The sequence below is a fragment of the Streptomyces sp. NBC_01092 genome (assembly GCF_045039535.1).
Classification (GTDB): Bacteria; Actinomycetota; Actinomycetes; order Streptomycetales; family Streptomycetaceae; genus Streptomyces.
Genome location: NZ_CP108659.1, coordinates 1,415,135 through 1,440,028, shown reverse-complemented (window position 1 = coordinate 1,440,028; position 24,894 = coordinate 1,415,135). Strand labels below are relative to the sequence as shown.

Annotated in this window: 24 protein-coding genes and 1 pseudogene; 15 read left to right on the top strand and 10 right to left on the bottom strand. The window is 70.8% G+C overall.

Going from position 1 to position 24,894, the window contains the following annotated elements; genetic code table 11:
• Positions 1-2: 2 nt before the first annotated feature.
• The gene (locus OG254_RS06180) at positions 3-767 is read right to left on the bottom strand and encodes a VOC family protein (protein WP_405578051.1); all 765 of its coding nucleotides are present in this window, start codon (positions 765-767) and stop codon (positions 3-5) included.
• A gap of 184 nt (positions 768-951) precedes the next feature.
• On the opposite strand from OG254_RS06180, the gene OG254_RS06175 reads away from it, so the two are divergent.
• Positions 952-1,863 carry a GNAT family N-acetyltransferase gene (locus OG254_RS06175; protein WP_405578048.1) on the top strand — a complete coding sequence of 304 codons (912 nt, stop codon included), beginning with the start codon at positions 952-954 and terminating at the stop codon, positions 1,861-1,863.
• On the opposite strand, the gene OG254_RS06170 is transcribed toward OG254_RS06175, so the two are convergent.
• Positions 1,860-2,252, bottom strand: a complete 393-nt coding sequence (locus OG254_RS06170) for a VOC family protein (protein ID WP_405578045.1) — start codon at positions 2,250-2,252, stop codon at positions 1,860-1,862. The two genes, OG254_RS06175 and OG254_RS06170, sit on opposite strands and share 4 nt — an antisense overlap.
• A 71-nt stretch (positions 2,253-2,323) precedes the next feature.
• Between OG254_RS06170 and OG254_RS06165 the strand changes: the two genes are divergently transcribed.
• The gene (locus OG254_RS06165; RefSeq protein WP_405578043.1) at positions 2,324-2,875 is read left to right on the top strand and encodes a GNAT family N-acetyltransferase; all 552 of its coding nucleotides are present in this window, start codon (positions 2,324-2,326) and stop codon (positions 2,873-2,875) included.
• A gap of 40 nt (positions 2,876-2,915) precedes the next feature.
• Here the strand turns inward: OG254_RS06165 and OG254_RS06160 are convergent, their stop codons facing one another.
• Positions 2,916-3,599, bottom strand: a complete 684-nt coding sequence (locus OG254_RS06160; RefSeq protein ID WP_405578040.1) for a glycerophosphodiester phosphodiesterase — start codon at positions 3,597-3,599, stop codon at positions 2,916-2,918.
• Positions 3,600-3,991: 392 nt separating this feature from the next.
• Here OG254_RS06160 and OG254_RS06155 point away from each other — a divergent pair, with 392 nt between their 5' ends.
• From OG254_RS06155 to OG254_RS06145, 3 genes are read left to right on the top strand one after another with little or no spacing between them, the layout of a single operon-like run.
• Positions 3,992-5,389, top strand: coding sequence for a DUF6421 family protein (locus OG254_RS06155; RefSeq protein WP_405578038.1), 1,398 nt, complete (start codon positions 3,992-3,994; stop codon positions 5,387-5,389).
• 38 nt (positions 5,390-5,427) lie between these two features.
• Positions 5,428-6,177: an SDR family NAD(P)-dependent oxidoreductase gene (locus tag OG254_RS06150; RefSeq protein ID WP_405594864.1), complete on the top strand. Its 750-nt coding sequence runs from the start codon at positions 5,428-5,430 to the stop codon at positions 6,175-6,177.
• Positions 6,174-7,244, top strand: coding sequence for a threonine aldolase family protein (locus OG254_RS06145; protein WP_405578036.1), 1,071 nt, complete (start codon positions 6,174-6,176; stop codon positions 7,242-7,244). Before OG254_RS06150 ends, OG254_RS06145 begins: the two co-directional genes overlap by 4 nt.
• A 220-nt stretch (positions 7,245-7,464) precedes the next feature.
• On the opposite strand, the gene OG254_RS06140 is transcribed toward OG254_RS06145, so the two are convergent.
• On the bottom strand, positions 7,465-8,826 hold the full coding sequence (locus OG254_RS06140) for a hypothetical protein (RefSeq protein WP_405578033.1): 1,362 nt from the start codon (positions 8,824-8,826) through the stop codon (positions 7,465-7,467).
• Positions 8,827-9,020: 194 nt separating this feature from the next.
• Here OG254_RS06140 and OG254_RS06135 point away from each other — a divergent pair, with 194 nt between their 5' ends.
• Together OG254_RS06135 and OG254_RS06130 are read left to right on the top strand one after the other, a co-directional pair.
• Positions 9,021-9,593, top strand: a complete 573-nt coding sequence (locus OG254_RS06135) for a transglutaminase domain-containing protein (RefSeq protein WP_405594862.1) — start codon at positions 9,021-9,023, stop codon at positions 9,591-9,593.
• A gap of 20 nt (positions 9,594-9,613) precedes the next feature.
• A complete protein-coding gene (locus OG254_RS06130; RefSeq protein ID WP_405578030.1) occupies positions 9,614-10,309 on the top strand; it encodes a B3/4 domain-containing protein in 696 nt (231 codons plus the stop codon).
• A gap of 12 nt (positions 10,310-10,321) precedes the next feature.
• Here OG254_RS06130 and OG254_RS06125 read toward each other — a convergent pair whose 3' ends face one another.
• Together OG254_RS06125 and OG254_RS06120 are read right to left on the bottom strand one after the other, a co-directional pair.
• On the bottom strand, positions 10,322-11,050 hold the full coding sequence (locus OG254_RS06125) for a lysophospholipid acyltransferase family protein (protein WP_405578027.1): 729 nt from the start codon (positions 11,048-11,050) through the stop codon (positions 10,322-10,324).
• A gap of 186 nt (positions 11,051-11,236) precedes the next feature.
• Complete coding sequence (locus OG254_RS06120) at positions 11,237-11,653, bottom strand: DUF4395 domain-containing protein (protein ID WP_405578024.1); 417 nt, start codon at positions 11,651-11,653, stop codon at positions 11,237-11,239.
• Between the two features lie 76 nt (positions 11,654-11,729).
• On the opposite strand from OG254_RS06120, the gene OG254_RS06115 reads away from it, so the two are divergent.
• The 4 genes from OG254_RS06115 (at position 11,730) to OG254_RS06100 (ending at position 14,929) form a co-directional block, all read left to right on the top strand.
• Positions 11,730-12,143 carry a TlpA family protein disulfide reductase gene (locus tag OG254_RS06115; RefSeq protein WP_405578021.1) on the top strand — a complete coding sequence of 138 codons (414 nt, stop codon included), beginning with the start codon at positions 11,730-11,732 and terminating at the stop codon, positions 12,141-12,143.
• A 209-nt stretch (positions 12,144-12,352) separates the two neighbouring features.
• Entirely contained in the window at positions 12,353-12,862 is a 510-nt protein-coding gene (locus tag OG254_RS06110) for a flavin reductase family protein (RefSeq protein ID WP_405578018.1), read from the top strand.
• Between the two features lie 242 nt (positions 12,863-13,104).
• A complete protein-coding gene (locus OG254_RS06105) occupies positions 13,105-13,893 on the top strand; it encodes an electron transfer flavoprotein subunit beta/FixA family protein (RefSeq protein WP_405578016.1) in 789 nt (262 codons plus the stop codon).
• A gap of 73 nt (positions 13,894-13,966) precedes the next feature.
• Complete coding sequence (locus OG254_RS06100) at positions 13,967-14,929, top strand: electron transfer flavoprotein subunit alpha/FixB family protein (protein ID WP_405578013.1); 963 nt, start codon at positions 13,967-13,969, stop codon at positions 14,927-14,929.
• 61 nt (positions 14,930-14,990) lie between these two features.
• Here the strand turns inward: OG254_RS06100 and OG254_RS06095 are convergent, their stop codons facing one another.
• Positions 14,991-15,896, bottom strand: coding sequence for an endonuclease/exonuclease/phosphatase family protein (locus tag OG254_RS06095; protein WP_405578010.1), 906 nt, complete (start codon positions 15,894-15,896; stop codon positions 14,991-14,993).
• A 205-nt stretch (positions 15,897-16,101) separates the two neighbouring features.
• On the opposite strand from OG254_RS06095, the gene OG254_RS06090 reads away from it, so the two are divergent.
• Both OG254_RS06090 and OG254_RS06085 read left to right on the top strand, forming a co-directional pair.
• A complete protein-coding gene (locus tag OG254_RS06090) occupies positions 16,102-17,397 on the top strand; it encodes a DUF6986 family protein (RefSeq protein ID WP_405578008.1) in 1,296 nt (431 codons plus the stop codon).
• Positions 17,398-17,491: 94 nt separating this feature from the next.
• The gene (locus OG254_RS06085) at positions 17,492-19,495 is read left to right on the top strand and encodes a protein kinase domain-containing protein (RefSeq protein WP_405578005.1); all 2,004 of its coding nucleotides are present in this window, start codon (positions 17,492-17,494) and stop codon (positions 19,493-19,495) included.
• Between the two features lie 2 nt (positions 19,496-19,497).
• Here OG254_RS06085 and OG254_RS06080 read toward each other — a convergent pair whose 3' ends face one another.
• Positions 19,498-20,253, bottom strand: coding sequence for a hypothetical protein (locus OG254_RS06080; RefSeq protein WP_405578003.1), 756 nt, complete (start codon positions 20,251-20,253; stop codon positions 19,498-19,500).
• A gap of 48 nt (positions 20,254-20,301) precedes the next feature.
• Positions 20,302-21,351 carry a LacI family DNA-binding transcriptional regulator gene (locus tag OG254_RS06075; protein WP_405578000.1) on the bottom strand — a complete coding sequence of 350 codons (1,050 nt, stop codon included), beginning with the start codon at positions 21,349-21,351 and terminating at the stop codon, positions 20,302-20,304.
• Positions 21,352-21,566: 215 nt separating this feature from the next.
• Between OG254_RS06075 and OG254_RS06070 the strand changes: the two genes are divergently transcribed.
• Together OG254_RS06070 and OG254_RS06065 are read left to right on the top strand one after the other, a co-directional pair.
• Complete coding sequence (locus OG254_RS06070; protein WP_405577997.1) at positions 21,567-22,520, top strand: ROK family protein; 954 nt, start codon at positions 21,567-21,569, stop codon at positions 22,518-22,520.
• 111 nt (positions 22,521-22,631) lie between these two features.
• Positions 22,632-22,760 (top strand): annotated as a pseudogene (locus OG254_RS06065) (LacI family transcriptional regulator); the annotation flags it as partial.
• Positions 22,761-22,806: 46 nt separating this feature from the next.
• On the opposite strand, the gene OG254_RS06060 reads toward OG254_RS06065, so the two are convergent.
• The gene (locus OG254_RS06060) at positions 22,807-24,819 is read right to left on the bottom strand and encodes an NPCBM/NEW2 domain-containing protein (protein ID WP_405577994.1); all 2,013 of its coding nucleotides are present in this window, start codon (positions 24,817-24,819) and stop codon (positions 22,807-22,809) included.
• Positions 24,820-24,894: the final 75 nt, after the last annotated feature.

Below are 24,894 nucleotides of genomic sequence, written 5' to 3'. Positions count from 1 at the left end.
CGTCAGGTCTCGTCGGGTGACCGGTACACGCCGAACACCGCACCCTGTGGATCCCGCAGTACCCCGATGCGCCGCCCGTTGGCCATCGAGGCGGGCTCCATGAGCACTGTGCCGCCCGACTGCGCCGCGACCGTGGCCGCGGTGTCCGCGTCCGCGACGGCGAAGTAAGGCAGCCAGTGCGCGGGCACCTCGTGCGGGAACTTGTCGTCCATCTTCACCATGCCGCCGAAGTCGGCGCCGGCGATGCCCCACTGCGTGTAGTGCTCCGAGGCGTTGACGGTCCAGCCGAACACCGTCGTGTAGAACTCGACGGCCCGCTCGGGCGCCCGGGTCATCAGCTCCACCCAGCCCAGCGAGCCAGGCGCGTTGAGGATCCCCGCGCCCGGGAACGACCGCGCCTGCCACAGCTGGAACACCGCTCCCGTGGGGTCCACGGCCACCGCGAAGCGGCCCACGTCGAGCACGTCCATCGGGCCGACCAGCACCGTGCCGCCGGCCTGCCTCACCTGCTCGGCGACGGCGTCGGCGTCCTGCACCGCGAACGACACGTTCCACGCCACCGGCTGCCCCTCCTGGTACAGCGGGGTCAGCGCGGCCACCGCCGCGTCCCCGAGATGCGCGACCGTGTAGCCGCCCGCCTCCTGACGCGGATCGGTCTCGGCGCGCCAGCCGAACAGCCCCTCGTAGAACCGTTTGGCCCCGGCCATGTCACTGGTGCCGAGCTCCGTCCAGCAGGGCCCGCCGTTCACCGGCTTGTCGAGCTTCATGGCGTTCCTCCCGCAAAGGAATTCCCTCCCCACAAGGGCCCCCTCCAGCACGCTATGCCCGGCCCACGACCCGGGCCAACCGGCGCGAAACCCCTGGAGCCCGGCGCCGCCGCCGACCTACCCTCGACCCCGTACCGCACCGCGTGGCGGCCTCCAGCCCGACATCCCGATCCGGAGGTCCCGTATGCCCGCGCTCGAGGTGCGCCCCTTGCGTCGCGCCGACCGCGACCAGCTCACCGAACTGATCAACCTGCATGTCGCCGCCGTCGTCCCCGGCGTCTCCGTCTCCGTGAACACCGTGCTCAGCGCCCTGGAGCGGCAGCCGGAGGAGTTCGTCACCGACCCCTGGGTGAGCCGGCGCGTGACCCTCGTCGCCGAGCAGCGCGACCACGTCGTGGCCGCCGCGCATCTGCTGCGCTACCGGGCGGACGACGGGGTGGGCGCGACCTACCGGGACATCGGCGAGATCGACTGGTTCGTCTTCCGCCCGCCCGCCTCCTTCTGGCCGGACTCCGCCGAGGCCGCCGACCTGCTGATGACCGCCTGTCTGGCACAGCTGGCCCGCTGGGGCGTACGCGCCCGGCACGCGAGCGGCGAACTCCCCGCCCCGGCCGTCCACGGCCTGCCCCGCACCTGGCCCCACATCCGAGCCCTCTACGAACGCGCGGGCTTCCGGCACATCGGCGACACCGAGGTCATCCTGATCGCGCGGGTGGCCGACCTGCCGCCGTACGAGCCGGGCCGGGGCGTCACCGTCGACCGCACGCTGGGGGAGTGCGGCACCCGCTTCACGGCGTACGCCGACGGCCGCGCTCTTGGCCACATCGAGGTCGACACGACCCTGTCCCGGCCGGAACGTCACACCCGGGGCGTCGGCCTCGCCGACATCGGCAACCTGCACGTCGACCCGTCGGCGCACGCCGAGGGACTGCAACACCGGCTGCTCGGCGAGGCCGCCGAGTGGCTGCGGCTGTGCGGCGCGGACCGGCTCCTGGCCTACGAGTCGGCGGACGCCACCGCCCCGATCGACCGCCTGACCTCGGCCGGCTTCCGGGAACTGACCCGCACCGACCGGGGCTGGGAACACCGGCCCTAGATCCCCGGGCGAGACCGCAGCGGATGGTCCGCCGGAATCTCCACCAGCACGATCGGCACCCCGTCCGGGTCGGCGATCCACATCTCGATCAGTCCCCAGGGCTCCTTCACCGGCGGCCGCACGATCCCGACGCCCTTCGCCACCAGCTCCTCGTGCGCGGCGCCGGCGTCCTCGACCTGCATCCACAGCCGCACGGCCGCGGACGCCGGCGCCTCGGCACGCCCCGAGACCTCCAGGAAGCCCCCGCCGAGGAAGTAGACGGTGCCGCGCTCGGGCCCGGTCCCGAACTCGCGGTAGACGGCGAGGCCCAGTTGCTCGCCGTAGAAGATGCGGGACCGTTCGGGATCGGTGGGGCGCAGCAGGGTCCTGCCGCTCAGTACGTGCACCATGCAGCCGGAGCGTAGCGGCGCGTTAGGCTCAGCGGTGCCCGAGCCGCGCCCGAGATGGGGAGAACCGCACCATGGACACCGCCGCGCCCGACGCCTCCGCCGGACTCGTCTTCCGTGATGCCACCGACGCCGACGTGGACACGCTGGTCGCGCTGATCGAGTCCGCGTATCGCGGGGACTCCAGCCGGACCGGGTGGACCACCGAGGCGGACATCCTCGAAGGGCAGCGCACCGACCCGGAGGGTGTGCTGGAGGTCATCAAGTCGTCCGACAGCCGGCTGCTCACGGTCGAGCAGGACGGGCAGGTCGTCGCCTGCTGCCAGCTCGAACACCGCGGCGACCACGCCTACTTCGGAATGTTCGCGGTCAGCCCGGCACTCCAGGGCGCCGGCCTCGGCAAGGTGATCATCGCGCAGGCGGAGCAGCTGGCCCGCGAGACCTGGGGCGCGACCGAGATGCACATGACGGTGATCTCCGTACGCAACGACCTCATCGCCTGGTACGAGCGGCGCGGCTACCGCCGTACGGGCCGGATGACTCCGTTCCCGTACGGCGACGACCGCTTCGGCATCCCACAGCGCGCCGACCTTCAGTTCGAGCTTCTGGTCAAGGAGCTCGGCTGATCGCCCCGGTGGGGCAACGCCCCTTCACCCGGCGGAGCGCTCACGCCGTGAAGCGGCCGGTGCGTTTGATCTCCGGATAGTCCGTGGTCGCGCCGTCCAGTCCCAGGGCCCGTACGAGACGCAGGTGGTCCTGGGTGTTCACCACCCAGCCGATGATCCTCAGATCCGCCTTGCGGGCGCGCTCCACGACCTCCAGGGTGAGCCGGCGGATGTTCAGACAGACCGTGGCCGCGCCCGCCTCGACGGCCCGGTCCACGATGTCCGTGCCGTAGCGGCTGGCGATCAGCGCGGTGCGTACCCCGGGCACGAGGCGGGCGATCTCGGCGACGGCGTCGTCGTGGAACGAGGACACCTCGACCCGGGGGGCCAGGTCCCGGTCGTTCATCACCTCCGCGAGCGCCCGGGCCGCGGCCACGTCCTTGATCTCGGCCTGGAGCGGTGTCCGCACGGCGTCCAGGACCTCTTCGAAGACCGGCACGCGCTCACCGCGGCCCGCGTCCAGGGCGCGCAGTTCGGAGAGGGTCTTGTCGGCGATCGGGCCGGTTCCGTCGGTCGTGCGGTCCACATCGGTGTCGTGCATGACGACGAGGGCGCCGTCCTTGCTGAGGTGGAGATCCAGTTCGATCACATCGAGGCCGGCCTGCTGGGCGGCGACGAAGGAACGGAGGGTGTTCTCGGGTTCGACACCCATGACTCCGCGGTGACCGATGGTAAGGAAGTTCAAGGTTCAACTCGCTTCCGTCGACGGCGGCGGGGGGAGCGCACGCGAACCGGAGCGGATTGTTCGCGTGGCCGAGCCGCAGCCTAGTGGCCAGTGCGCGTGATGAACCCCACGTGTACGCAGGGTTTGCGGGGATGGACATGTCGTGCCTGGATCGCACCCTTGTGGGTGGTCACCCTGGCGTGGGCGAGTCCCCCGGGGGATTGACCGGATGTCGCCGGTCGGCTCCGCGTATGCCCACTGGATGCCTGTGTATTCGCCATCCCGACGTCCAACAGGAAAAAGTTCGGTGACCTTGGGGGTGCGCAGGATATTTTCCCGGACCTCCTCTTGCTGGGAGAAACCTCGTGCGCATACGGTGTCCATACGCGAGGTTCTCCCGTGGAGGATGGGACATGACGGAAATTCTTGTGCAGGCGGCTTCGGAGGAGCAGGTTCCTCCCATGACCAGGGTGGTTGAGCACCCGGCCTGGCCGGTGCTCAAGGGTGCCGTGGAGCTGATCCGGCCATGGCAGTCCAAGGACGGGTCGATCGACTTCGAGGCCGAGGGCGCGCCCGCACGGGCCGACGCCGAGGCGGCCGTACGGCGTGTCGTGGTGGCCGTCGAGGAGCTGTCGCCGCTGCTGCCGCACGACGCGGCCTACCACGCGGCCCTCGTGAAGGACCTCGGCCGCTGGGCCGAGGGCGGCTTCGAGGTGCCCGACTTCCTCGACTCGCTGCTGGCCTTCCAGCCCGCCGCGGGCCGCGCGGACGGCCTGCAGCACCTGGTCGTCTTCCCGATGTACACGCAGAACGGCAACCCCGACCGCAACCTCGAAGCGGTCGTGCTGCGCATGGTCTGGCCGGACTGGCTGGCCGAGCTGGAGCGCACCCGCTACGACAACCCGCTGTTCTGCGGCATCAAGTTCGAGGACTTCACAGCCGGCTACGACACCAACTCCGCCGTCCTCTTCCCGGAGACGATCGCCGTGCGCCAGGCGCCGGAGCGCTTCAGCTGGGGCGGCATCTTCTGCGACCGCGAGGCCGCCCGCTTCCGCCGCGTCACCGACGCCGCCGTCGACATACTGGGCCTGGACCTGCCCGAGGACATCGCCGCGATGGTCCACGACCAGAAGCGCTGCGAAGAGGCGTTCGTCCTGTGGGACATGGTCCACGACCGCACCCACAGCCACGGCGACCTGCCGTTCGACCCGTTCATGATCAAGCAGCGCCAGCCGTTCTGGATGTACGGCCTGGAGGAGCTGCGCTGTGACCTCACCGCCTTCAAGGAGGCCGTGAAGCTCCAGGCCGACGGCGTCCCGCAGGCCCGTGACGTGCAGTACGCCGTGCTGTTCGACCGCATGTTCCGCTTCCCGGTCACCGGTGAGCGCGTGCGCAACTACGACGGCCTCGGCGGACAGCTGCTCTTCGCCTACCTGCACAAGCACGACGTGGTGCGCTGGACCGACAACAAGCTGCACATCGACTGGGACCGCGCCCCGCAGGTCACCAACCAGCTGTGCGCCGACATCGAGCAGCTCTACCGCGACGGCATCGACCGCCCGAAGCTCGTCCACTGGTTCGCCGGCTACGAGCTCGTCTCCACCTACCTCGCTCCGCACCCGGGATCGCGCTGGGCCAAGGGCCCGGACGCCCTGGACCTGACCCAGCCGCCGCGCAAGCTCGTCGATGACGTGCTTCCGGACGAGTTTCCGCTGAGCATGTTCTATGAGGCCCTCTCCAAGAAGCTGAAGAACGTGATCGCCTCCACTAGGGGCATCACGGCGGAGAGCGCCGAGCGAGTCGCCGCGTGAGCGACCGCACCATGAATACTGCTCAGGAGGCGAAGAAGATGGCGGGGAACGGAGCTCTCAACGGTGCGGTGATCGCGGTGGCGGGCGCGGGCGGGCCCGCGGGCCGTGCGGCGCTGCTCCGGCTGGCCGAGGCGGGCGCGACCGTGGTCGGCGCGGACAATGATCCCGAGCGACTCGCGGAAGCCGTGGACGCGGCGCGCTACGCCTCCGGCGGCGCGACCGTCACCGGCGAGCCCGTCGACCTGCTCGACCTGCAGTCCACCCGCGACTGGGCCGACCACATCGAGAAGGACTTCGGCCGTATCGACGGCCTGGTCCACCTCGTCGGCGGCTGGCGCGGCAGCGAGACCTTCATCAAGACGAGCCTCGACGACTGGGACTTCCTGGAGCTGCTGCTCATCCGCACCGTGCAGCACACCTCACTCGCCTTCTACGAGGCCCTCCAGCGCAGCGACCGCGGACGGTACGTGCTGATCAGCGCCGCCGGCGCGACGAACCCGACCGCGGGCAACGCCTCGTACGCCGCCGCCAAGGCCGCCGCCGAGGCGTGGACGCTCGCTCTGGCCGACGCCTTCCGCAAGGCCGGGGGCGCCGAGGACCTGACGTCCGCGGCTGCCATCCTGGTGGTGAAGGCGCTGGTGCACGACGCGATGCGCGCCGACCGCCCCAACGCGAAGTTCGCGGGCTTCACGGACGTCAAGGACCTGGCCGATGCCGTCGTCGGCGTCTGGGACAAGCCCGCCGCCGATGTGAACGGAAACCGCCTGTGGCTGACCGAGAAGCCGTGAACCCACCGAAGACCGACGCCCGTCGCCACCACGACCCGGACGTCCGCGGCTTCGCCAGTGACAACTACGCCGGCGCCCACCCGGAGGTGCTGGCCGCCCTTGCCCTGGCCAACGGCGGGCACCAGGTCGCGTACGGCGAGGACGACTACACCGAGAACCTCCAGCGGATCGTGCGCAGCCACTTCGGCGCCACCGCCGAGGCGTTCCCGGTGTTCAACGGCACCGGCGCCAACGTCGTCGCGCTCCAGGCGGTCACCGACCGCTGGGGCGCGGTGATCTGCGCCGAGAGCGCGCACATCCACGTCGACGAGGGCGGCGCCCCGGAGCGGATGGGCGGCCTGAAGCTGCTCACCGTGCCCACGCCGGACGGCAAGCTCACCCCTGAGCTGATCGACCAGCAGGCGTACGGCTGGGAGGACGAGCACCGGGCGATGCCCCAGGTCGTCTCGATCACCCAGAGCACCGAACTGGGCACCCTCTACACGCCGGACGAGATCCGCGCGATCTGCGACCACGCCCACGCGCACGGCATGAAGGTGCACCTGGACGGTTCCCGGATAGCCAACGCCGCCGCCTCGCTGAACGTGCCCATGCGGACGTTCACCAACGCGGTCGGCGTCGACATCCTCTCCCTCGGCGGCACGAAGAACGGCGCTCTGTTCGGTGAGGCGGTCGTCGTCCTCAACCAGGACGCCGTCAGCCACATGAAGCACCTGCGCAAGCTGTCCATGCAGCTCGCCTCCAAGATGCGCTTCGTGTCGGTGCAGTTGGAGGCCCTGCTCGCCAAGGACCTGTGGCTGCGCAACGCCCGGCACGCCAACGAGATGGCCCAGCGCCTCGCCGAGGGCGTCCGTGCCGTCCACGGCGTGGAGATCCTCTACCCGGTGCAGGCCAACGGCGTCTTCGCCAAGCTGCCGCACGACGTGAGCGAGCGCCTCCAGAAGAGGTTCCGCTTCTACTTCTGGGACGAGGCGGCAGGTGTCGTGCGCTGGATGTGCGCGTTCGACACGACCGAGGACGACGTGGACGCGTTCGTGGCGGCGCTGAAGGAGGAGATGGCGCGCTAGGGCCTGTCCGGCGGATCATGCCGGCGTCGCGGGGGCTGGCACGCCCATCTGCCGCGTTGTCGTCGGTTGCCGACGCTCCGCGTCGACGCCCTCCTCCGCCTTGCAGCTGGACGCACCAGCCCCCGCTCACCTGGGCTGATGAGATGCCGTTCCTTGCAGCCGGCCTGATCCGCCGGACAGGCCCTAGGCCATCCCCTCCTCGGCGGTCGCCGGCGCGGGTTCAGCCGTTGACGACGATCTGCGCGGTGTTGTTGCGCAGGTTCGGGTCGAACTTCCTGATCTCCAGCTCGGGCATGTCGTTGATGGTGCGGACGGTCGCCCGTGCGCCGCTCACCACCCGCTCGATCTGCAGTGGGATCTCGAAGGTGTGCGACGCCCCCTCGTGGAGCCAGATGGGCGTCGAGCAGAAGTAGTAGGTCGCGGGGCCCGGTTCATCCGGGTCCGACGACCAGCAGTTGTCCATGTCGAGGACCGCGGTGCCCTCCGGCGCCTGGAACCGTACGACGGCGACCGGCGCGCCGGCGCCCAGCGACGCCACCCACGCCGGGCCCCGGTTGTGGACGGTGACACGGGCGGTCACGGTGTCCCCGACGGCCCCGCGCACCTTGCTGCCGGTGAGCTGCAGGTCGGCGGTGTTCCTGGCATCGAGGATGACGGTCCGGTAGTTGTCCGACAGATCGAGGTCGTCCGTCCCGGTGGCGGTCCGCTGCGTCGCCACGGGCCGCAGGTTCAGCTCGGGGCCCGTTCCCGGGGTCCACGTCTCTTCGCCGCGGGCCTCTTCCAGCGCCTCGTCCGAGTACGGCAGGACGGAGTGGTCGAACCGCTCGTACAGCGCCTTGTGCCCGACACGCAGCGCGGTCGTCAGCGCGTACTGCCCGCCCGGGGCCACCGCCTCGTCGAGCACGCACAGCGCGGACGTCCCGGTGGCGTGCTCCCGGTACTCGCAGTTGGAGTGCCGCTCCTTGAGGCGCAGCCCGTACGACGCGTTCAGCCACAGCAGCGTCCGGTCCACGGCGCGGTTGCCGCTGTTACCGACCGTCGCGCGCACCGCGGTGCTCGTGCCGGGCCTGAGGTCCCGCTGGTACTCGGCCTGGCTGAGCCCGAGATCCGGGCCGTCGCCCAGGGTGACCTGGGTCTGCGCCGGGAACGACGTCAGCTCACCCGCGGCCGCCGTGTAGCGCACATACCCGGACGCGGCGAGATCGGCGTCCGGGAGCGCGCTCAGGCCGAGTTCAGCGGCGGCCACGCTGTCCGTCCCGGTCGGCATCCCCGCGAAGTCGCAGACCGCCTTGACCGCCGACTCGGGCACGCAGTTGGCGGGCCATGACACCCGTGCGAAGGAGGCGATCTCGGTCGCGTCCACGGTCAGCCGGCCCGCCGTCACCTCGTTCTCGGTGTTGTCGTGGGTGACCTGAACCGCGATGGTGCGTTCGTGCGCGCTGCCGTCCGAGCCGGGTCCGGGCAGTACCGTCTCCGACGGCACGCTGACCCACAACTGGTCCGACACGGCGTGAACGGGCCCGGCCCCCACCGCGGCCAGCGCACAGCCGGCGAGCGCGACTCCCAACAGGCGATGCTTCATGGATTCCCCCCGGTCGACGATCTGTCGGTGACCGAGACCTGCGGAGCGGGGGAGGGGTTGTAGCCGGGCGTGGGGTTGCGGCGATGTTCGGCCGTACTTCCGATGACGGAAGCACACGACAGTGAATGTATAACTATGCGTTGATTCGCAAATCGATTGACTGGCGGATCGGTCGCCGCCTACGCTCTGCTGCCATGCAGATGATCCAGGAAACCGCAGATCTCTCGACCTACCTGGCCGCCGACGAAGTGATCGACCATCACCACCCGGTCGTTCGAGAGACGGCTGCCAGGCTCGTCGAGAGGGTGTCGGACTCGTATGAATATGCACGGGTGGCGTTCGAGTTCGTGCGTGACACCATCCCGCATTCGCAGGACTCCGGTGATCTCCGGGTCACCTGGCGCGCCTCGGACGTCCTGGAACAGGGCACCGGTATCTGCTACGCCAAGGCCCACGCGCTCGCCGCGCTGCTGCGGGCCGAGGACATCCCGACCGCGCTCTGCTATCAGCAGTTCGACGTGGTGCACGGCCTGGTCGCCGTGCGCTTCAACGGCGCCTGGCACCGGCAGGATCCGCGGGGCAACAAGCCGGGCGTCGATGCGCAGTACTCGCTCGACGGTGAACGGTTGGCCTTCGCGCCCGACCTGGAGTTCAATGAGCTGGACTATCCGGTCCTGTATGCTGCACCTCATCCGGTGGTGCTCGATGCCCTCAAGGCGGCCCCCGACCGGCCTCACCTGTGGCGGACACTCCCCACCGCACTCTGATCCCCGGGAGAAGGCGGACGATGACCCTCACGCTGACCGTGTCCGACGAGGTGCGCGCGCTCGCGCCCGGCTTCACGCACATCGCCATCGAGGCGCACGGGCTGGTCAACGGCCCGAGCACGGACGGGAGTTCCGCGCTCCTCGACGACGCGGCAAGGCGTCTCGCCGTACGCCTGGATGGACGCGCACCGCACGAGGACCCGCACATGGCGGCCTGGCGGGAGGCGTACACGGCGTTCGGATCGAAGCCCTCACGCACCCGCAACTCCGCGGAGGCGCTGGCCAAGCGGGCCCTGTCGGAGTCGGGGCTGCCCCGGATCAACCTGCTCGTGGACGTCTACAACGCCATCAGCGTCGCCCATCTCATCCCCGTGGGCGGCGAGGACGTCGACCGCATCGAGGGCGGCATGCACTTGGTGCGCGCCACCGGCGAGGAGGACTTCGTCACCGTCGCCGGCGGTGAGGAGCTCGTCGAGCACCCGGACGCGGGCGAGGTCGTGTGGCGCGACGAGGCGGGCGTGACCTGCCGCCGCTGGAACTGGCGCCAGGGCCCGCGCACCCGCCTCACCGAGGAGACGGTGTCCGGCATCTTCCTGCTGGAGAGCATGACGCCGATGCCCGTGGCCGACGTCGAGAACGCGGCGACCGAACTCGCGGGCCTGCTGGAGAAGTTCAGCCCGGGAGCACGGATCGAGGTCCGGCCGCCGGCTTCCTGAACCGGCCGGGCGTCAGTGCGCCTCGGCCGCGCGCACCTGCTCCGGCGTGGGGGCCGTGCCGCCCAGGTGGGCCGGCATCCACCAGGTGTCGGTCGCGTCCTTGGGGCGGACGGGGTAGGCGCGCTGGGCGGCCTCCAGGAGTTCCTGGACGCGCTCGCGCAGCTGGCGGGTGATCGCGCCGGCGTACTTGTCCTTGGAGGCCTCGATGGCTTCGCCGACCCGGATGGTGATGGGGGTGTGGCTGCGCTTGAAGTTGCGCGGGTGGCCCTTGGTCCACAGGCGCTGGGTGCCCCACACGGCCATCGGGATCAGCGGGACGCCCGCCTCCTGGGCCAGCCGGGCGGCGCCCGACTTGAAGCTCTTCAGCGTGAACGACTGCGAGATCGTGGCCTCGGGGAAGACGCCGACGATCTCGCCGGACCGCAGCGAGTCCAGCGCGTGGGCGAATGCCGCCTCACCCTGCTTGCGGTCCACCGGGATGTGCTTCATGCCGCGCATCAGCGGACCGGAGATCTTGTGCCGGAACACCGACTCCTTCGCCATGAAGCGCACGAGGCGCTTCTGCGGGAGGGCCGCCAGGCCGTCGAAGACGAAGTCCAGATAGCTGATGTGGTTGCTCACCAGCACAGCGCCGCCCGAGCGCGGAATGTTCTCCGATCCCTTGCAGTCGATCTTGAGGTCCCACGCCTTGAACAGTGTCTGGGCGAGACCGACGACGGGACGGTAGACAAGCTCTGCCATGGACGGGGTGGACCCTTCCTTCTCTGCCTGGGAAGGAGGCTCCCAGTGGGAAAGTTACGCAGCCGTAGGTTTACGGCTTGCGCAGATCGTGCCCCAAGAACGTCCGACGGCCAAGCCCAAGTGCCGGGGAAGGGCGAGATCCTCGTCACGTCGCCCCTTGATCCACCTCGGACTTTGGCTCCGCCTTTACCCGGCGCGCACCGTCAGCCTCCTCAGGAGCAGGTACCCCTCGCACCCCAGGCAGTAGCCGAACGCGGCGTTCAGGAAGGCGGCCGCGAGCGCGGCCCCGGTGGCGGCGAGTCCGAGCCAGGCCGGACCGAGCGTGAACCCGACCAGTCCGACGCCGGCGAAGAGCAGCCCCACCGCCTGCGCGAACCGCGGCGGCTCAGGCGCCTCGAACGCGGTCGGCGGCCCGATCCGGGGACGGACGGCCCTGCGGAAGAGCCAGCCGTACGGCGAACGGCCCACCCCGCCCGCCGCGCCCAGCGCGAACGCCAGCGTCTGCCAGGCCAGCAGCCAGGCGCTGCCGGTGACCAGAACGACCGCCAGCACCACGGTCGTCACGACCGCCCCGAAGCGCGGCCCCCTCACATCGATGTCCATGAATCAAGCATTCCGCATGGGAAAGGCTTGCAGGAGCTGGGAATCTTTGCAGTCTCGTGAACGCTTGAGCAGGGTGATGACCGGACTTGTGGTGTGCGTGGCGGTGCTCGCGGCGGCGAGCGTCTACGGAGTGCTGCATCAGCGGCGGAGCGGGAGAGTACGGGTGCGCGGGCGCGACGACGGAAAGCGGCTCGGGGCGGCCGAGTTGGGCGGCGAACTGGGCGAGCGCGCCACCCTCGTGCAGTTCTCCAGCGCCTTCTGCGCACCCTGCCGGGCCACCCGGCGCGTGCTCGGCGAGGTCGCCGGGATGATCCCGGGCGTGACCCACATCGAACTCGACGCCGAGGACCACCTCGACCTCGTACGCCGGCTCGACATCCTCAAGACCCCGACCGTGCTGGTCCTCGACGCCGACGGGAACGTGGTGCGGCGGGCCACCGGCCAGCCCCGCAAGGCGGACGTCATCGCCGCCCTGGGGGAGGCGGTCTGAGGGGGTATGACACCGAGGGTGAGTCATCTCCCACATCCCGGAACGTACTTGACTGTGCGCACCACCTATCGTCAGCCTGACCGTATGCCTGAGGAACTCCTTCTCTTCCGACGGGCCCACGTCGATCTGGCCCGCACCGCGAGCGCGTGCTGTCCGAGCCGTTGAACGGCCCCGGATCCGCCCGCCTCCCCGCGCAGAAGGACAACTTCATGACGGCCATCTCCGGCCTCGGCACCTCTCGGCTCGCCTCACCCGACCTGCTCCGCTCCGTCTTCCGGCGGCACGCCGCCGGAGTGGCCGTGATCACCGCCCGCGGCGAGACGGGCCCGGTCGGCTTCACCGCCACCTCCCTCACCTCCGTCTCCGCCGAGCCCCCGATGCTCTCCTTCGGCATCGGCACCGGTGCCTCCAGCTGGCCGGCGGTGTCCGCGACGGACCACGTCGGCGTCCACATACTCGGCGAGCACCAGCAGGACCTGGCCGCCACCTTCGCCCGCAGCGGCGCCGACCGCTTCGGCCCGGCCACGTCCTGGCGCGAGGGCCCCGAAGGCGTGCCCGTCCTCGACGACGTCCCGGCCTGGATGGTGTGCCGGGTCGTCGCGCGCGTGCCGGCCGGCGATCACCGCATCGTGCTGGCCGAGGTCGTCCTCGGCGACCCCACCGGTCCAGGGCGTCCGCTGGTGTACCACCAGGGCCGGTTCAACGGGCTGCGTGACTGACCTCACCGCACCGATGTGACCGAACAGGCCGTCCGCGGTTCTGCGAAGCCGTCGGTTTCCGATTACGCTGCGTTGCAAAGGTCACAGTTCAAAGCGCTTGCTTAGCGGGAACGAACTGGGTGTACTGACGAGTAATATTTCGCTCGGAGCGCGGGTCGCCCCGATCGGGATCGGCCGCTTGGGGCGCCTATGCTGCCTGCAAGTAGGCAGCACAGAAATGTCGACGCAGTAGGAGAGCCGGCGTGAGCTTGAGGATCGTTGTCACTGTGAAGTACGTGCCCGACGCCACTGGCGACCGGCACTTCGCCGATGACCTGACCGTCGACCGGGACGACGTGGACGGTCTGCTCTCCGAGCTCGACGAGTACGCGGTCGAGCAGGCGCTGCAGATCTCCGAGAACTCCGACGACGACGTCGAGATCACCGTCCTGACGGTGGGCCCCGAGGACGCCAAGGACGCGCTGCGCAAGGCGCTTTCCATGGGCGCCGACAAGGCGATCCACGTCGAGGACGACGACCTGCACGGCACCGACGCCCTCGGCACCTCGCTGGTGCTGGCCAAGGCCGTCGAGAAGGCCGGCTACGACCTGGTGATCTCCGGCATGGCGTCCACCGACGGCACCATGGGTGTCGTCCCGGCCCTGCTGGCCGAGCGTCTGGGTGTCCCGCAGGTCACCCTGCTGTCCGAGGTCTCCGTCGAGGACGGCACGGTCAAGGGCCGCCGGGACGGCGACGCCGCCTCCGAGCAGCTGGAGGCCTCCCTGCCGGCCGTCGTGTCGGTCACCGACCAGTCGGGCGAGGCGCGTTACCCGTCCTTCAAGGGCATCATGGCCGCCAAGAAGAAGCCGGTTCAGGCCTGGGACCTGTCGGACCTGGAGATCGACGCCGAGGAGGTCGGTCTCGAGGGTGCCTACACCGTCGTGGACGCCGCGGCCGAGCGTCCGGCCCGCACCGCCGGCACGATCGTCAAGGACGAGGGCGAGGGCGGCAAGCAGCTCGCCGAGTACCTCGCGAGCCAGAAGTTCATCTAAGGGCCCGTCGGCCCTCTGAGGCTCAACAGCCCTTCCGCCCCTCAGACTTCGCAATCCGCAGGAGAGCATTCCCATGGCTGAAGTTCTCGTCTACGTCGACCACGTGGACGGCGCCGTCCGCAAGCCCACCCTGGAGCTGCTGACGCTGGCCCGCCGCGTCGGCGAGCCCGTCGCCGTCGCGCTGGGCAACGGCGCCGCCGACACCGCCGCCACCCTCGCCGAGCACGGCGCGGTCAAGGTCCTCACCCACGAGGCCGCCGAGTACGCCGACTACCTGGTCGTCCCGAAGGTCGACGCCCTCCAGGCCGCCGTCGAGGCCGTCTCCCCGGCCGCCGTGCTGGTGCCGTCCTCCGCCGAGGGCAAGGAGATCGCCGCGCGTCTGGCGCTGCGCATCGGCTCTGGCATCATCACCGACGCCATCGACCTGGAGGCCGGCGCCGAGGGCCCGGTGGCCACCCAGTCGGTGTTCGCCGCGTCCTTCACGACCAAGTCCCGTGTCGCCAAGGGCACCCCGGTCATCACGGTCAAGCCGAACAGCGCCGCCGTGGAGGCCGCCCCGGCCGCCGGTGCGGTCGAGGCCCTCGCCGTCACCTTCTCCGCCCAGGCCACCGGCACCAAGGTGACCGCGCGCACGCCGCGTGAGTCGACCGGGCGTCCGGAGCTGACCGAGGCCGCGATCGTGGTCTCCGGTGGCCGTGGCGTCAACGGCGCGGAGAACTTCGCGATCATCGAGGCGCTGGCCGACTCCCTCGGCGCGGCCGTCGGTGCCTCGCGTGCCGCGGTGGACGCCGGCTGGTACCCGCACACCAACCAGGTCGGCCAGACCGGCAAGTCGGTCTCGCCGCAGCTGTACATCGCCTCCGGCATCTCCGGCGCGATCCAGCACCGTGCCGGTATGCAGACCTCGAAGACGATCGTGGCGATCAACAAGGACGCCGAGGCCCCGATCTTCGAGCTGGTCGACTACGGCGTCGTCGGCGACCTCTTCGACGTCGTCCCGGCCCTGACCGAGGAGATCAAGACCCGCAAGGGCTGATCCCGAACAGGCGCATCGAGGCCCCCGTGACCGTCGCGACGGTCACGGGGGCCTCGTGTCGTCACAGGCTCAGGGACGCCTGCACGGGCAGATGGTCGCTCGGGAACTGGCCGTCGACGGCGAAGGTGTTGATCGACGCCCGGTGCGCGGTGACACCGGGCGTGGTGAGGATCCAGTCGATGCGGTCGCCGTTCGGCGTCAGCGGCTTGTAGCCGTGGAAGGTCGCGTACAGCGCGCTGCGCTCGCGCGCGGTGTCCCAGGTGTCGAGGAGACCGGCGCCGAGCAGTGTGTCGTAGACCGTGTTCTTGTGGGCGGCGACGTTGAAGTCCCCGGTCACCACGACCGGCAGTGAGCGGTCGAACCCGGCGATCCGCTGCGCGATGAGCGTGGCGCTGCGTTCGCGCGCGTACTGGCTCACATGGTCGAAGTGGGTGTTGAGGGCGTAGAACTCCCGTCCGCCGTCGGTCAGATCGCGGAAGCGGACCCAGGTGACCATGCGGGCGAAGGCGGCGCCCCAGGTGTTGGAGCCGATGACGTCCGGGGTGTCGGAGAGCCAGAAGTGGTCGTACTCGGTCGGGCGCAGTCGGTGGGAGTCGTAGAAGATCGCCATGGATTCGTCGCGACTGCCGTGCAGCCGGCCGGTGCCCACCCAGTCGTAGCGCGGGCCGAGGTCGGCATCGATGTCCAGCAGCTGCGAGAAGATCCCCTCCTGGGTGCCGATGACATGGGGGGCCTCGCGGCGCAGCAGCTCGTGCATCACCGGTCTGCGCACGGTCCAGCTGTTGGGTTCCGTCGTGCTCGCGAAGCGCAGGTTGAAGGACATGACCTTCAGGTGCCGGCGGGGTGGGCGCTCACCCGCCGATGCGGTGGACGTGGGCAGTGCTGTACTGGAGAGGGGCGCGGTGACCGCTGCGGCCAGTGCGGCTTTCAGGCCCAGACGGCGCGTGACTCGGCTGTGGTTCGGCACTTCGGGCTCCTTGGTGGGAACGGCCGGACGAGTCGTGCGGGGCGTGCGTATGGAAGTGTGATACCGCGTCCTGAGATGGGCGTGAACATGGCGAGATGGAGGAGTGACTCCCCGTGGACATGGTGTTGACCATCCGGAAGGTCCCCGGATAACTTCATTCTACGGATTGTTGATTCCGTAGAGCGGAAAACAGGAGGGTGTGGGAATGGGTCAGGGCCAGCAGGAGAATGTGGCAACGAGCCTCGCGGGCGCCGTCAGCGAGGGGATCAGCGCCTCCCTCGCACCGGTCGACGCCGAGCTGGAGCGCCGCTACCCCGGAGACCCCGGCACCCGTCAGCCCGTCCACACCGTGTACGTCCCCGGTGACGTCTTCGCCGCCGACACCATCCGCTCCTGGGGCGACCAGGCCCTCACGGCCCTCGACGAACACGCCCCCGACGCCGCCTCCTTCGCCGGCGTACTCGGTCTGTCCGACGAGCTCGCCGAGCCGGTGTACTCCCGGGTGCGCGCCAAGCTGGAGCGCGAGCCCATCGAGGACCTGCGCGTGGACTTCGAGGACGGCTACCAGGGCAAGGACGAGGACCAGGACGCCGCCCGCGCGGCACGGCTGATCGCCGAGGCGTACGAGAACGGCACTGCGGCCCCGTACATGGGCATCCGCATGAAGTGCATGGAGGCGCCGGTCCGGGACCGCGGCATCCGCACCCTCGACATCTTTCTCACCGGCCTGATGGAGGCCGGCGGCCTGCCCGACGGACTCGTCCTCACCCTGCCTAAGGTGACCTACCCCGAGCAGGTCACCGCCATGGTGCGGCTCCTGGAGGAGTTCGAGAAGGCGCGCGGGCTCGAGCCCGGCCGGATCGGCTTCGAGATCCAGATCGAGACCAGCCAGTCCATCCTCGCCACCGACGGCACCGCCACCGTCGCCCGGATGATCCAGGCCGCCGAGGGCCGCGCCACGGGCCTGCACTACGGCACCTTCGACTACAGCGCCTGCCTCGGCGTCTCCGCCGCCTACCAGGCCAGCGACCACCCGGCCGCCGACCACGCGAAGGCGATCATGCAGGTCGCGGCGGCCGGCACCGGCGTACGGGTCTCCGACGGCTCGACGAACGTCCTGCCCGTCGGCCCGACCGAGAAGGTCCACGACGCCTGGCGACTGCACTACGGCCTCACGCGCCGCGCCCTGGCCCGTGCCTACTACCAGGGCTGGGACATGCACCCCGGCCACATCCCGACCCGGTACGCGGCCGTCTTCGCCTTCTATCGTGAAGGTTTCGAGCAGGCTGCGGCCCGCCTCGCCCGCTATGCCAACCGGGCCGGTGGCGACGTCATGGACGAGCCCGCAACCGCAAAGGCCCTCGGCGGCTATCTGCTGCGCGGCCTGGACTGCGGCGCCCTCGACATCGCCGAGGTCGCCCGGCTGACCGGTCTGACCCGTGCCGATCTGGAAGGATTTGCGGCACCCCGACGCGGTGACCTGACGGTCTCCGCCAAGTAGCGGGCCGGTCACAGCAGCCTCCATCGACTGGAGTTGTCACCCTGGCCCCGTAGTCTGTACGGACGCAATGACGGGCCACAGGAACGGGGCAGCGGTGTCATCGGGGGAGAACGGACAGTCTGACGAGACCGGCCGGCTGCTGGCGGGGCGCTACCGTGTCGTGGCCCAACTGGGCCGCGGCGGCATGGGCGTGGTCTGGCGGGCCGTCGACGAGGTCCTCGGCCGCGAGGTCGCCGTCAAGGAACTGCGCACCTACTCGGACGCCGACGGGCCCGAACTGGCGGATCTGCGGCTGCGAATGCAACGCGAGGCCAGAGCGGCCGCCCGGGTCCGGCATCCGGGAGTCGTGGCCATCCATGACGTCACCGAGGTCGACGGACGCCCGCTCATCGTCATGGAACTGGTCGACGGCCCCTCTCTGGAAGCCGTGTTGCGCGAGCGCGGCACGCTCGACGCGCGGGAAGCGGCCGGGATCGGCGCCAAGGTCATGGACGCGCTGGCCGCCGCCCACCGCGCCGGCGTCCTGCACCGTGACGTCAAGCCCGGAAACATCCTGCTGGAGAGCTCCGGCCGGGTCGTACTCACCGACTTCGGCATCGCCACGATGGAGGACCCGGGCGACGGCTCGGCCACCCATCTGACCCGCACCGGCCATCTGGTCGGCTCCCTGGACTACTTGGCCCCCGAGCGCGCCCAGGGCGCCGAACCGGGCGCCTCCTCGGACGTCTGGGCCCTGGGTGCCACGCTGTACGCGGCGGTGGAGGGATCCGCTCCGTTCCGCCGTACGTCGACCTTCTCCACCCTCACCGCGATCGTCACCGAGCCGCTGCCGGAGCCCGGTAACGCGGGCCCGCTCGGCCCCGTCCTCCAGCAGCTGATGGACAAGCGGCCCGAGTCCCGGCCCGAGGCCGACGCGGCACGCGCACTCCTGCAGGCGGTCGCGGACTCCGGCGGCACCGACGCGCCTACGACGGCGCTGCGGGGCCCGGCGGACCCCGGGCCCGGCGAGAAGGAGCGCAGTGTCCCGTCGGTGCCGCCCGGCTTCGGGCCCACGGCCGCGGCGGGTGCCGCCGGCCAGGCGCACGGCGGGGACACACCCGGGCAGGGCGTGCCCGCCTCCAACCTTCCCGGGGCACCGGTCTTCGGGGCACCCGGACAAGGCGCGCAGGGCCCCGCGACTCCCGGCCAGAGCTTCGGCGCCGTCGGTCACTCCGGCGGCCCGGCCGCACCGGGACCCGGCGCCCCCGGGCAGCCGCCCATGTCGCCGTACGTCGCCGTGCCGGGGCCGTCCGCCCAGCACCAGCCGGGCTTCGGCAGCCCCACCCCGCCGCACGACGCGGATGCCACAGACCCGATGGTCACCTCCTCCCGTGCGCCCTCCCGGCGCAAGGGCCGCGCCCTGCTCGCTGCCGTGGCCGTCACCGTCGTCCTCGCGGCGGCCGGCGTCACCGTCGCCCTGGTGAACAACAAGGGTGACGCCAAGGCCGAGGCAGGGGGCGAGTCGTCCGTCGTCGCGCAGGACGGCACGTCCGCGCGGGCGAGCGGCAGCCCCGACGCGGACCGTTCGGGCGACTCCGGCCTGACCGAGAAGGACGACGACAAGGAATCGCCCGGCGCGACCAAGTCCCCGAGCCGATCGGCCGGCAGCGAGCCCTCGGACCGGCCCACCACCTCGGCCCCCACCAAGACCTCGGGCGGGGGCGGCAGCAACGGGGGTACCACGGGCGGCGGTTCCGGCGACGGCGGTACCACCGGCGGTGGAGGTACGACCGGCGGCGGGGGCACCACAGGCGGGGGAGGCGGCACCACACCGACCCCGTCCTGCACTTCCATCGGCGGCGGCAAGTACAACTGCAAGGTCTGGAAGCAGGCCAAGTCGTACACCGCCTCGGGGAGCGAGGTCGGCGTCCTCAACGCGGGCACCAACTACTTCTACTGCCAGCAGAACCTGGGCCGCCGTGAGACGTACGGCGAGTGGACCAACGTCTGGTGGGCCAAGACGGACGACGACAGCGGCAATGCCAACGTCTTCATCAGCGACGTCTACATCGAGGGCGGCAACAACGACGAGCCGGTGCCCGGGCTGCCGGTCTGCTGACGTCAGCTCCCCCTGACCCGCAGACGGGCCTCCAGCCCGGAGGCCGTCACCAGCTTCTCCTGCGCGAACACCAGCGTGCCCCGCGCGCACAGCCCGGCGTCGGCCCGTGCCCGTGCGCAGAACTCCTCCGGGGTGGCACCGAAGAGCTTCCTCAACCGGGGCGAGCCCGTGAGGAGTTCGGTGAGCAGGGCGCGCTGGCCGGGGTGGGTGCGCGGCGCACCGGTGCCGTCGTGAAGAACGCCATGACGGTTGACGTACGCGAAGGCGCCCGGGAGCGCGGTGCCGTCCGCCAGTTCGACCCGCACGTCGGGCTCCGGCAGCCAGGCCCGGCCGTAGTGTCCGTCCGGCAGCGGCACCCCCTCGCTGGCGTCGATCACCGCGAGCTGCTCGTCGTCGAGCCAGAGGAGGAACAACTCCCGTACGTGTCCCGGGGCGTGGAAGGGGGACGCCGACACATAGCCCATCTGGCTCACGTGTGCGGAGACACCCACGTCGAGGCCCGTCACCCGTGCCTTCACCAGGGGCAGGGGGGAGACGATGCCGAACTCGTCCATCTTGTGCCGCAGTTGGCCGGGGCAGGCGTTGGAGCCGACGGCGAGGACGGGCACGCGGTCGTCGTACAGCAGGCGGTCCAGGGGCAGCAGCCGGTCCCCGACGAGGAGCCCGGAGTCCGACGGCCAGGCGCCCGGGTAGAGCAGGGGATGATCGCGCGGCGCGTCCGCCAGGCCGAGCGTCTTCAGTCTGCGGTCGTCGTCCACGGGCCGATCGGTCCTCTCCGTCCTACGGCGACACGGTCGTCCGGCGGCTCAGCCCTCCGGCCGCAGCTCGCCCGAACCTCGGGTGATCAGCCGCGTCGGCAGCTCGATGCGCTCCGGTGTGACCAGGGTGCCGTCCAACTGGCGGAAGAGCCGCTCGGCGGCGGTGCGGCCGAGGGCCGCGGCGTCCTGGGCGACGACGGTGACGCCCGGCTGGAGCAGGTCGGCGAGTTCGATGTCGTCGAAGCCGACCAGGGCGACCGGGCGGGGCTGCTCGGCGAGGACCCGGATCACGGTGACCGTCACACGGTTGTTGCCCGTGAAGATCGCGGTGACGGGGGACGGGCCGGTGAGCATCTCCTCGGCCGCGCGGCGCACCCGCACCGGATCGGTGACGCCCAGGGACATCCAGGAGCCCTCCACCGGTATACCCGCGTCCTCCATGGCGGCCCGGTAACCGCGCAGCCGCTCGGCGGCCGTGTGGATGCGGGGCATGTCGCCGATGAAGCCGATCCGGCGGTGGCCGTGGGCGATGAGGTGGGCGACGCCGTCGCGGGCGCCTCCCTGGTTGTCGGCCAGGACGCAGTCGGCGTCGATCTTCCCCGCCGGACGGTCGACGAACACCGTGGCGACGCCCGCCTTGAGCTCGGGTTCCAGATAACGGTGGTCGTCACCGGCCGGAATGATCACCAGCCCGTCCACCCGCCGCGCGCACAGCGCCAGCGCCAGCTCCTGCTCGCGGTCCGGGTCCTCGGCGCTGGAACCGTTGATGAGCAGCGCGCCGTGCGCCCGCGCGACCTCCTCGACCGCGCGGCTCAGCGGGCCGTAGAAGGGGTCCGCGAGATCCTCCAGGACCAGACCGATGCTCGCCGTACGGCCCTTGCGCAGCACCCGCGCACTGTCGTTGCGGCGAAAGCCCAGCGCGTCGATGGCCTCCTGGACGCGACGCTCGGTCTCCGGGGTGACCCCGGGTTCCCCGTTGACCACGCGCGAGACCGTCTTCAGGCCGACTCCGGCACGCGCGGCAACGTCCTTCATGGTGGGACGGTTGCCGTAGCGGTTCTCGGGAGCGCGGTCGGATCGGCGGATGGTCTCGGGCACGATGCGGTGTCCTGTCCTGTCGGCGTCCACGGGGATGCGTCGTCCATGGGTTTGTATGAGGATGTGGCGTCGAGCATAGAGCCTGGACAACGTTGTCAGATCCAGGAGACACTGTCCACCGCAATCTCCGGCCTGCGTCCCCACCGCCAGACCGGCTCGCCCAGTTCCCGTGGTTGACGGGGTTTCCGAATGGTTGACGGGGAGAACTGACACTGATGCACACCGACCTCGTGGCTGCGCTCGACATCGGCGGCACCAAGATCGCCGGAGCGCTGGTGGACGGCCACGGCACGATCGTGGCCCGCGCCCAGCGCGCGACGCCGGCGCGGGAGGACGGCGAGACGGTGATGCGAGCCGTCGAGGAGGTCGTCGGCGAGCTCACCGTATCGCCGCTGTGGGGGCACGCCACGGCCCTCGGTATCGGCAGCGCGGGCCCGGTGGACGCCTCGGCGGGCACCGTGAGCCCGGTGAACGTGCCCGGCTGGCGCGACTATCCGCTGGTCCGGCGGGTCCGGGAGGCGGCCGGCGGCCTGCCCGTCGAGCTGATCGGCGACGGGGTCGCCATCACGGCGGCCGAGCACTGGCAGGGCGCCGCACGCGGCCATGACAACGCGCTCTGCATGGTCGTCTCCACGGGCGTCGGCGGCGGTCTGGTGCTGAACGGCCGGCTGCACCCCGGCCCCACCGGCAACGCGGGCCACATCGGCCACATCAGCGTCGATCTGGACGGCGATCTGTGCCCGTGCGGTTCGCGCGGCTGTGTGGAGCGCATCGCGAGCGGTCCGAACATCGCCAGGCGGGCGATCGAGAACGGCTGGAGTCCCGGTCCGGACGGCGACACGTCCGCCGCCGCGGTGGCCGCCGCCGCGCAGGACGGCGATCCGGTCGCCGTGGCCTCCTTCGAGCGGGCGGCGCAGGCCCTGGCCGCCGGGATCGCGGCCACCGCGACTCTCGTCGAGATCGACATCGCGGTGATCGGCGGGGGAGTGGGCAAGGCGGGCGACGTTCTCTTCAACCCGCTCCGCAAGGCGCTGAGCGACTACGCCACCCTGTCCTTCGTCCAGCGCCTGACGATCGTGCCGGCCCAGATGGGCACGGACGCGGGCCTGGTGGGCGCCGCCGCGGCCGCCCTCGCACGGAAGGCGGACACGACGGCGGCGGGGGTGTGAGGTCCGACTGGGGCAGGAACGTTCAGTCGCAAGGATCGAGGGGTGAGCGGGCCGACCGCTGCGCACTCACCCCGCCTCCCAGGCTTCAGCAGCTCATGGCGGGCGTCGCCCACGGTGTTCATCGACCGTCCGGCGGGGAAGATCGACGCCGACTGCGTCCTGGCCGACAACCACCGCGGCGCCCGCGACGGCGTCGCCCACGGCCACCGCCGGATCGGCTTCATCGGCCGCCGGGACCGAGGGGTGAGCGGGCCGACCGCTGCGCACTCACCCCGCCTCCCCGGCTTCAGCAGCTCAAGCGTGCCTCCGCCCAGTCCCCGTGGTCGGACGTGATGCCGTCGCCGCCGTCGGTGGCGACCAGCCGGACGACCTGGGCGCCGCTCACGTCGGCCGTGATCGGCTGGGCCGGCATCGCGTTGGTGAGGACTCCGGTCGAGGCCGCCTTGGTGCCGTCCGCCCAGATCTCGAAGGCGACGGTGCCGTCCGAGCCTTCCTCGTCGTCGACTCCGACCTGCGCGGTCACCGTCTCGCAGGCGCCGCCCGCGTAGTACTCGACGGCGCTCTCGGCGTGGACGCCGAGCCCCGTGCCGAACACCGCGGCGCCGATGGTGATCGGGTTGCCGTCGCCGGCGCCGCTCTCGCCGTTGCTCGTGTTGCGTTCGACGGGGCCCCATCCGTTGGTGGCCGACAGCCAGGAAAGGTCACCGAGTCCGGACGTCCCCGAGGGTGGTGGCGCCACCACGGTCGCGGTCAACGGCAGCGCGCTGTCGACGCGGACACCGGTCGGTGAGCGGTAACTCGCCCTGAGGGTGAGGCCGTACGACCCGGTCGGCGCTCCCTTCGGTGGTGTGAGCGACCACTTGGTGCGCAGGGAGCGGCCCGTCGGGAGCGTAGGCGAGGTGGTCGGGGACGTCGCCTTCACGGACCAGCCCTCAGGGCCGGTCAGGGTGACGGACACGTGCTTGGCCGGCGTACGCCCGAGGTCGGTGACCGTCGACGTGAGGCCGGCCGCCTTTCCTGCCTCGACCAGCGGGCTGCCCTCCAGGCCGAGTTCGACGGCGGGCGGGTGCTGGGCCCACGTGCCGTCGGGGGAGACGCGCAGGAGGACCGTGCCGTGCGCGGGGACGGTCGCGGAGATCGTGCCCGCGGTGTTGTAGCTGCGGTGCTGCCACAGGTCGCGCATCGTGTAGGCGTCGGCGGCGGGCAGGCCGACCGCCGCGGCGCTGGTGCCGATGCGCTGGGCGGTGCCGGACTCGTTGAAGAGCGCCACCGCGCGGCTGCCGTCCCGCATCTCCTTGGCGACGACCCAGCGTCCGCCCTGGGAGGAGATGACGGTGCCCTGCTTGCCCAGCGGGTCCTGGTCGACGGCGATGACCTCGCGGTTGCCCAGGATCTCGAAGGTCTCCGCGGAGGCCGAGCGCAGGTCGGAGCCGATGAGCAGCGGTGCCGCCATGATCGACCACATCGAGAAGTGCGAGCGGTACTCGGTGTCCGTCATGCCGCCGTTGCCGACCTCCAGCATGTCGGGGTCGTTCCAGCGGCCGGGGCCTGCGTGCGGCGCGAGCGGCAGGTTCTGCTTGAGGATCGACAGCATCGAGCCCCAGTTGTCGCTGATGTCACCGGTCGTGCGCCACAGATGGCCGACGTCGGCAGCCCATTCCCAGGGCTTGTTCTCGCCCCATTCGCAGATGCTGTAGACGATCGGGCGGCCGGTCGCCCTGAGTGCGTCGCGCATGGTCGTGTAGCGCTGCTTGGCGTCCACGCCCTGGTTGTTGCAGTTGTCGTACTTGAGGTAGTCCACGCCCCAGTCCGCGAACTGCTGGGCGTCGCTGTACTCATGGCCGAGGGAGCCGGGGAATCCGGCGTCGTTGCACGTCTTCGTGCCCGCGCTGGTGTAGATGCCGAGCTTCAGGCCCTTGGCGTGGACGTAGTCCGCGACGGCCTTGATCCCGCCCGGGAAGCGGACCGGGTCGGGCACGAGCTTGCCGCCGGCGTCCCTGGTGGGCAGCGCCCAGCAGTCGTCGAGGTTGACGTACTCGTATCCGGCGTCCTTGAGGCCCCTCTCGACGAAGATGTCCGCGATCCCCTTGACCATGGACTCGTTGAACTCCGCCCGGCAGTGGGTGGAGTTCCAGTTGTTGAAGCCCATGGGCGGGGTGAGCGCGAGGCCGTCGTCCACGGCGGGTGCGACGGGTGCCGCGGTGGCCGCGGGGACGGCGAGTCCGGTGGCACACAGCAGCCCGGCCGCGAGCGCTCCGACCAGCCTTCTTCGGGTTGTGCGGGTGTGAAGGTGACGCATCGTCACGTTCCTCCGAACCTGCGAAGCGGGATGACGGCATGTACGCGTCATAGTTCGCTCACGGTAGAACCTGTC

Coding starts and splice junctions, on each gene's coding strand:
- OG254_RS06180 (WP_405578051.1), bottom strand. CDS start 767: ATGAAGCTCGACAAGCCGGTGAACGGCGGGCCCTGCTGGACGGAGCTC.
- OG254_RS06175 (WP_405578048.1), top strand. CDS start 952: ATGCCCGCGCTCGAGGTGCGCCCCTTGCGTCGCGCCGACCGCGACCAG.
- OG254_RS06170 (WP_405578045.1), bottom strand. CDS start 2,252: ATGGTGCACGTACTGAGCGGCAGGACCCTGCTGCGCCCCACCGATCCC.
- OG254_RS06165 (WP_405578043.1), top strand. CDS start 2,324: ATGGACACCGCCGCGCCCGACGCCTCCGCCGGACTCGTCTTCCGTGAT.
- OG254_RS06155 (WP_405578038.1), top strand. CDS start 3,992: ATGACGGAAATTCTTGTGCAGGCGGCTTCGGAGGAGCAGGTTCCTCCC.
- OG254_RS06150 (WP_405594864.1), top strand. CDS start 5,428: ATGGCGGGGAACGGAGCTCTCAACGGTGCGGTGATCGCGGTGGCGGGC.
- OG254_RS06140 (WP_405578033.1), bottom strand. CDS start 8,826: ATGAAGCATCGCCTGTTGGGAGTCGCGCTCGCCGGCTGTGCGCTGGCC.
- OG254_RS06135 (WP_405594862.1), top strand. CDS start 9,021: ATGCAGATGATCCAGGAAACCGCAGATCTCTCGACCTACCTGGCCGCC.
- OG254_RS06130 (WP_405578030.1), top strand. CDS start 9,614: ATGACCCTCACGCTGACCGTGTCCGACGAGGTGCGCGCGCTCGCGCCC.
- OG254_RS06125 (WP_405578027.1), bottom strand. CDS start 11,050: ATGGCAGAGCTTGTCTACCGTCCCGTCGTCGGTCTCGCCCAGACACTG.
- OG254_RS06120 (WP_405578024.1), bottom strand. CDS start 11,653: ATGGACATCGATGTGAGGGGGCCGCGCTTCGGGGCGGTCGTGACGACC.
- OG254_RS06115 (WP_405578021.1), top strand. CDS start 11,730: ATGACCGGACTTGTGGTGTGCGTGGCGGTGCTCGCGGCGGCGAGCGTC.
- OG254_RS06110 (WP_405578018.1), top strand. CDS start 12,353: ATGACGGCCATCTCCGGCCTCGGCACCTCTCGGCTCGCCTCACCCGAC.
- OG254_RS06100 (WP_405578013.1), top strand. CDS start 13,967: ATGGCTGAAGTTCTCGTCTACGTCGACCACGTGGACGGCGCCGTCCGC.
- OG254_RS06090 (WP_405578008.1), top strand. CDS start 16,102: ATGGGTCAGGGCCAGCAGGAGAATGTGGCAACGAGCCTCGCGGGCGCC.
- OG254_RS06070 (WP_405577997.1), top strand. CDS start 21,567: ATGCACACCGACCTCGTGGCTGCGCTCGACATCGGCGGCACCAAGATC.
- OG254_RS06060 (WP_405577994.1), bottom strand. CDS start 24,819: ATGCGTCACCTTCACACCCGCACAACCCGAAGAAGGCTGGTCGGAGCG.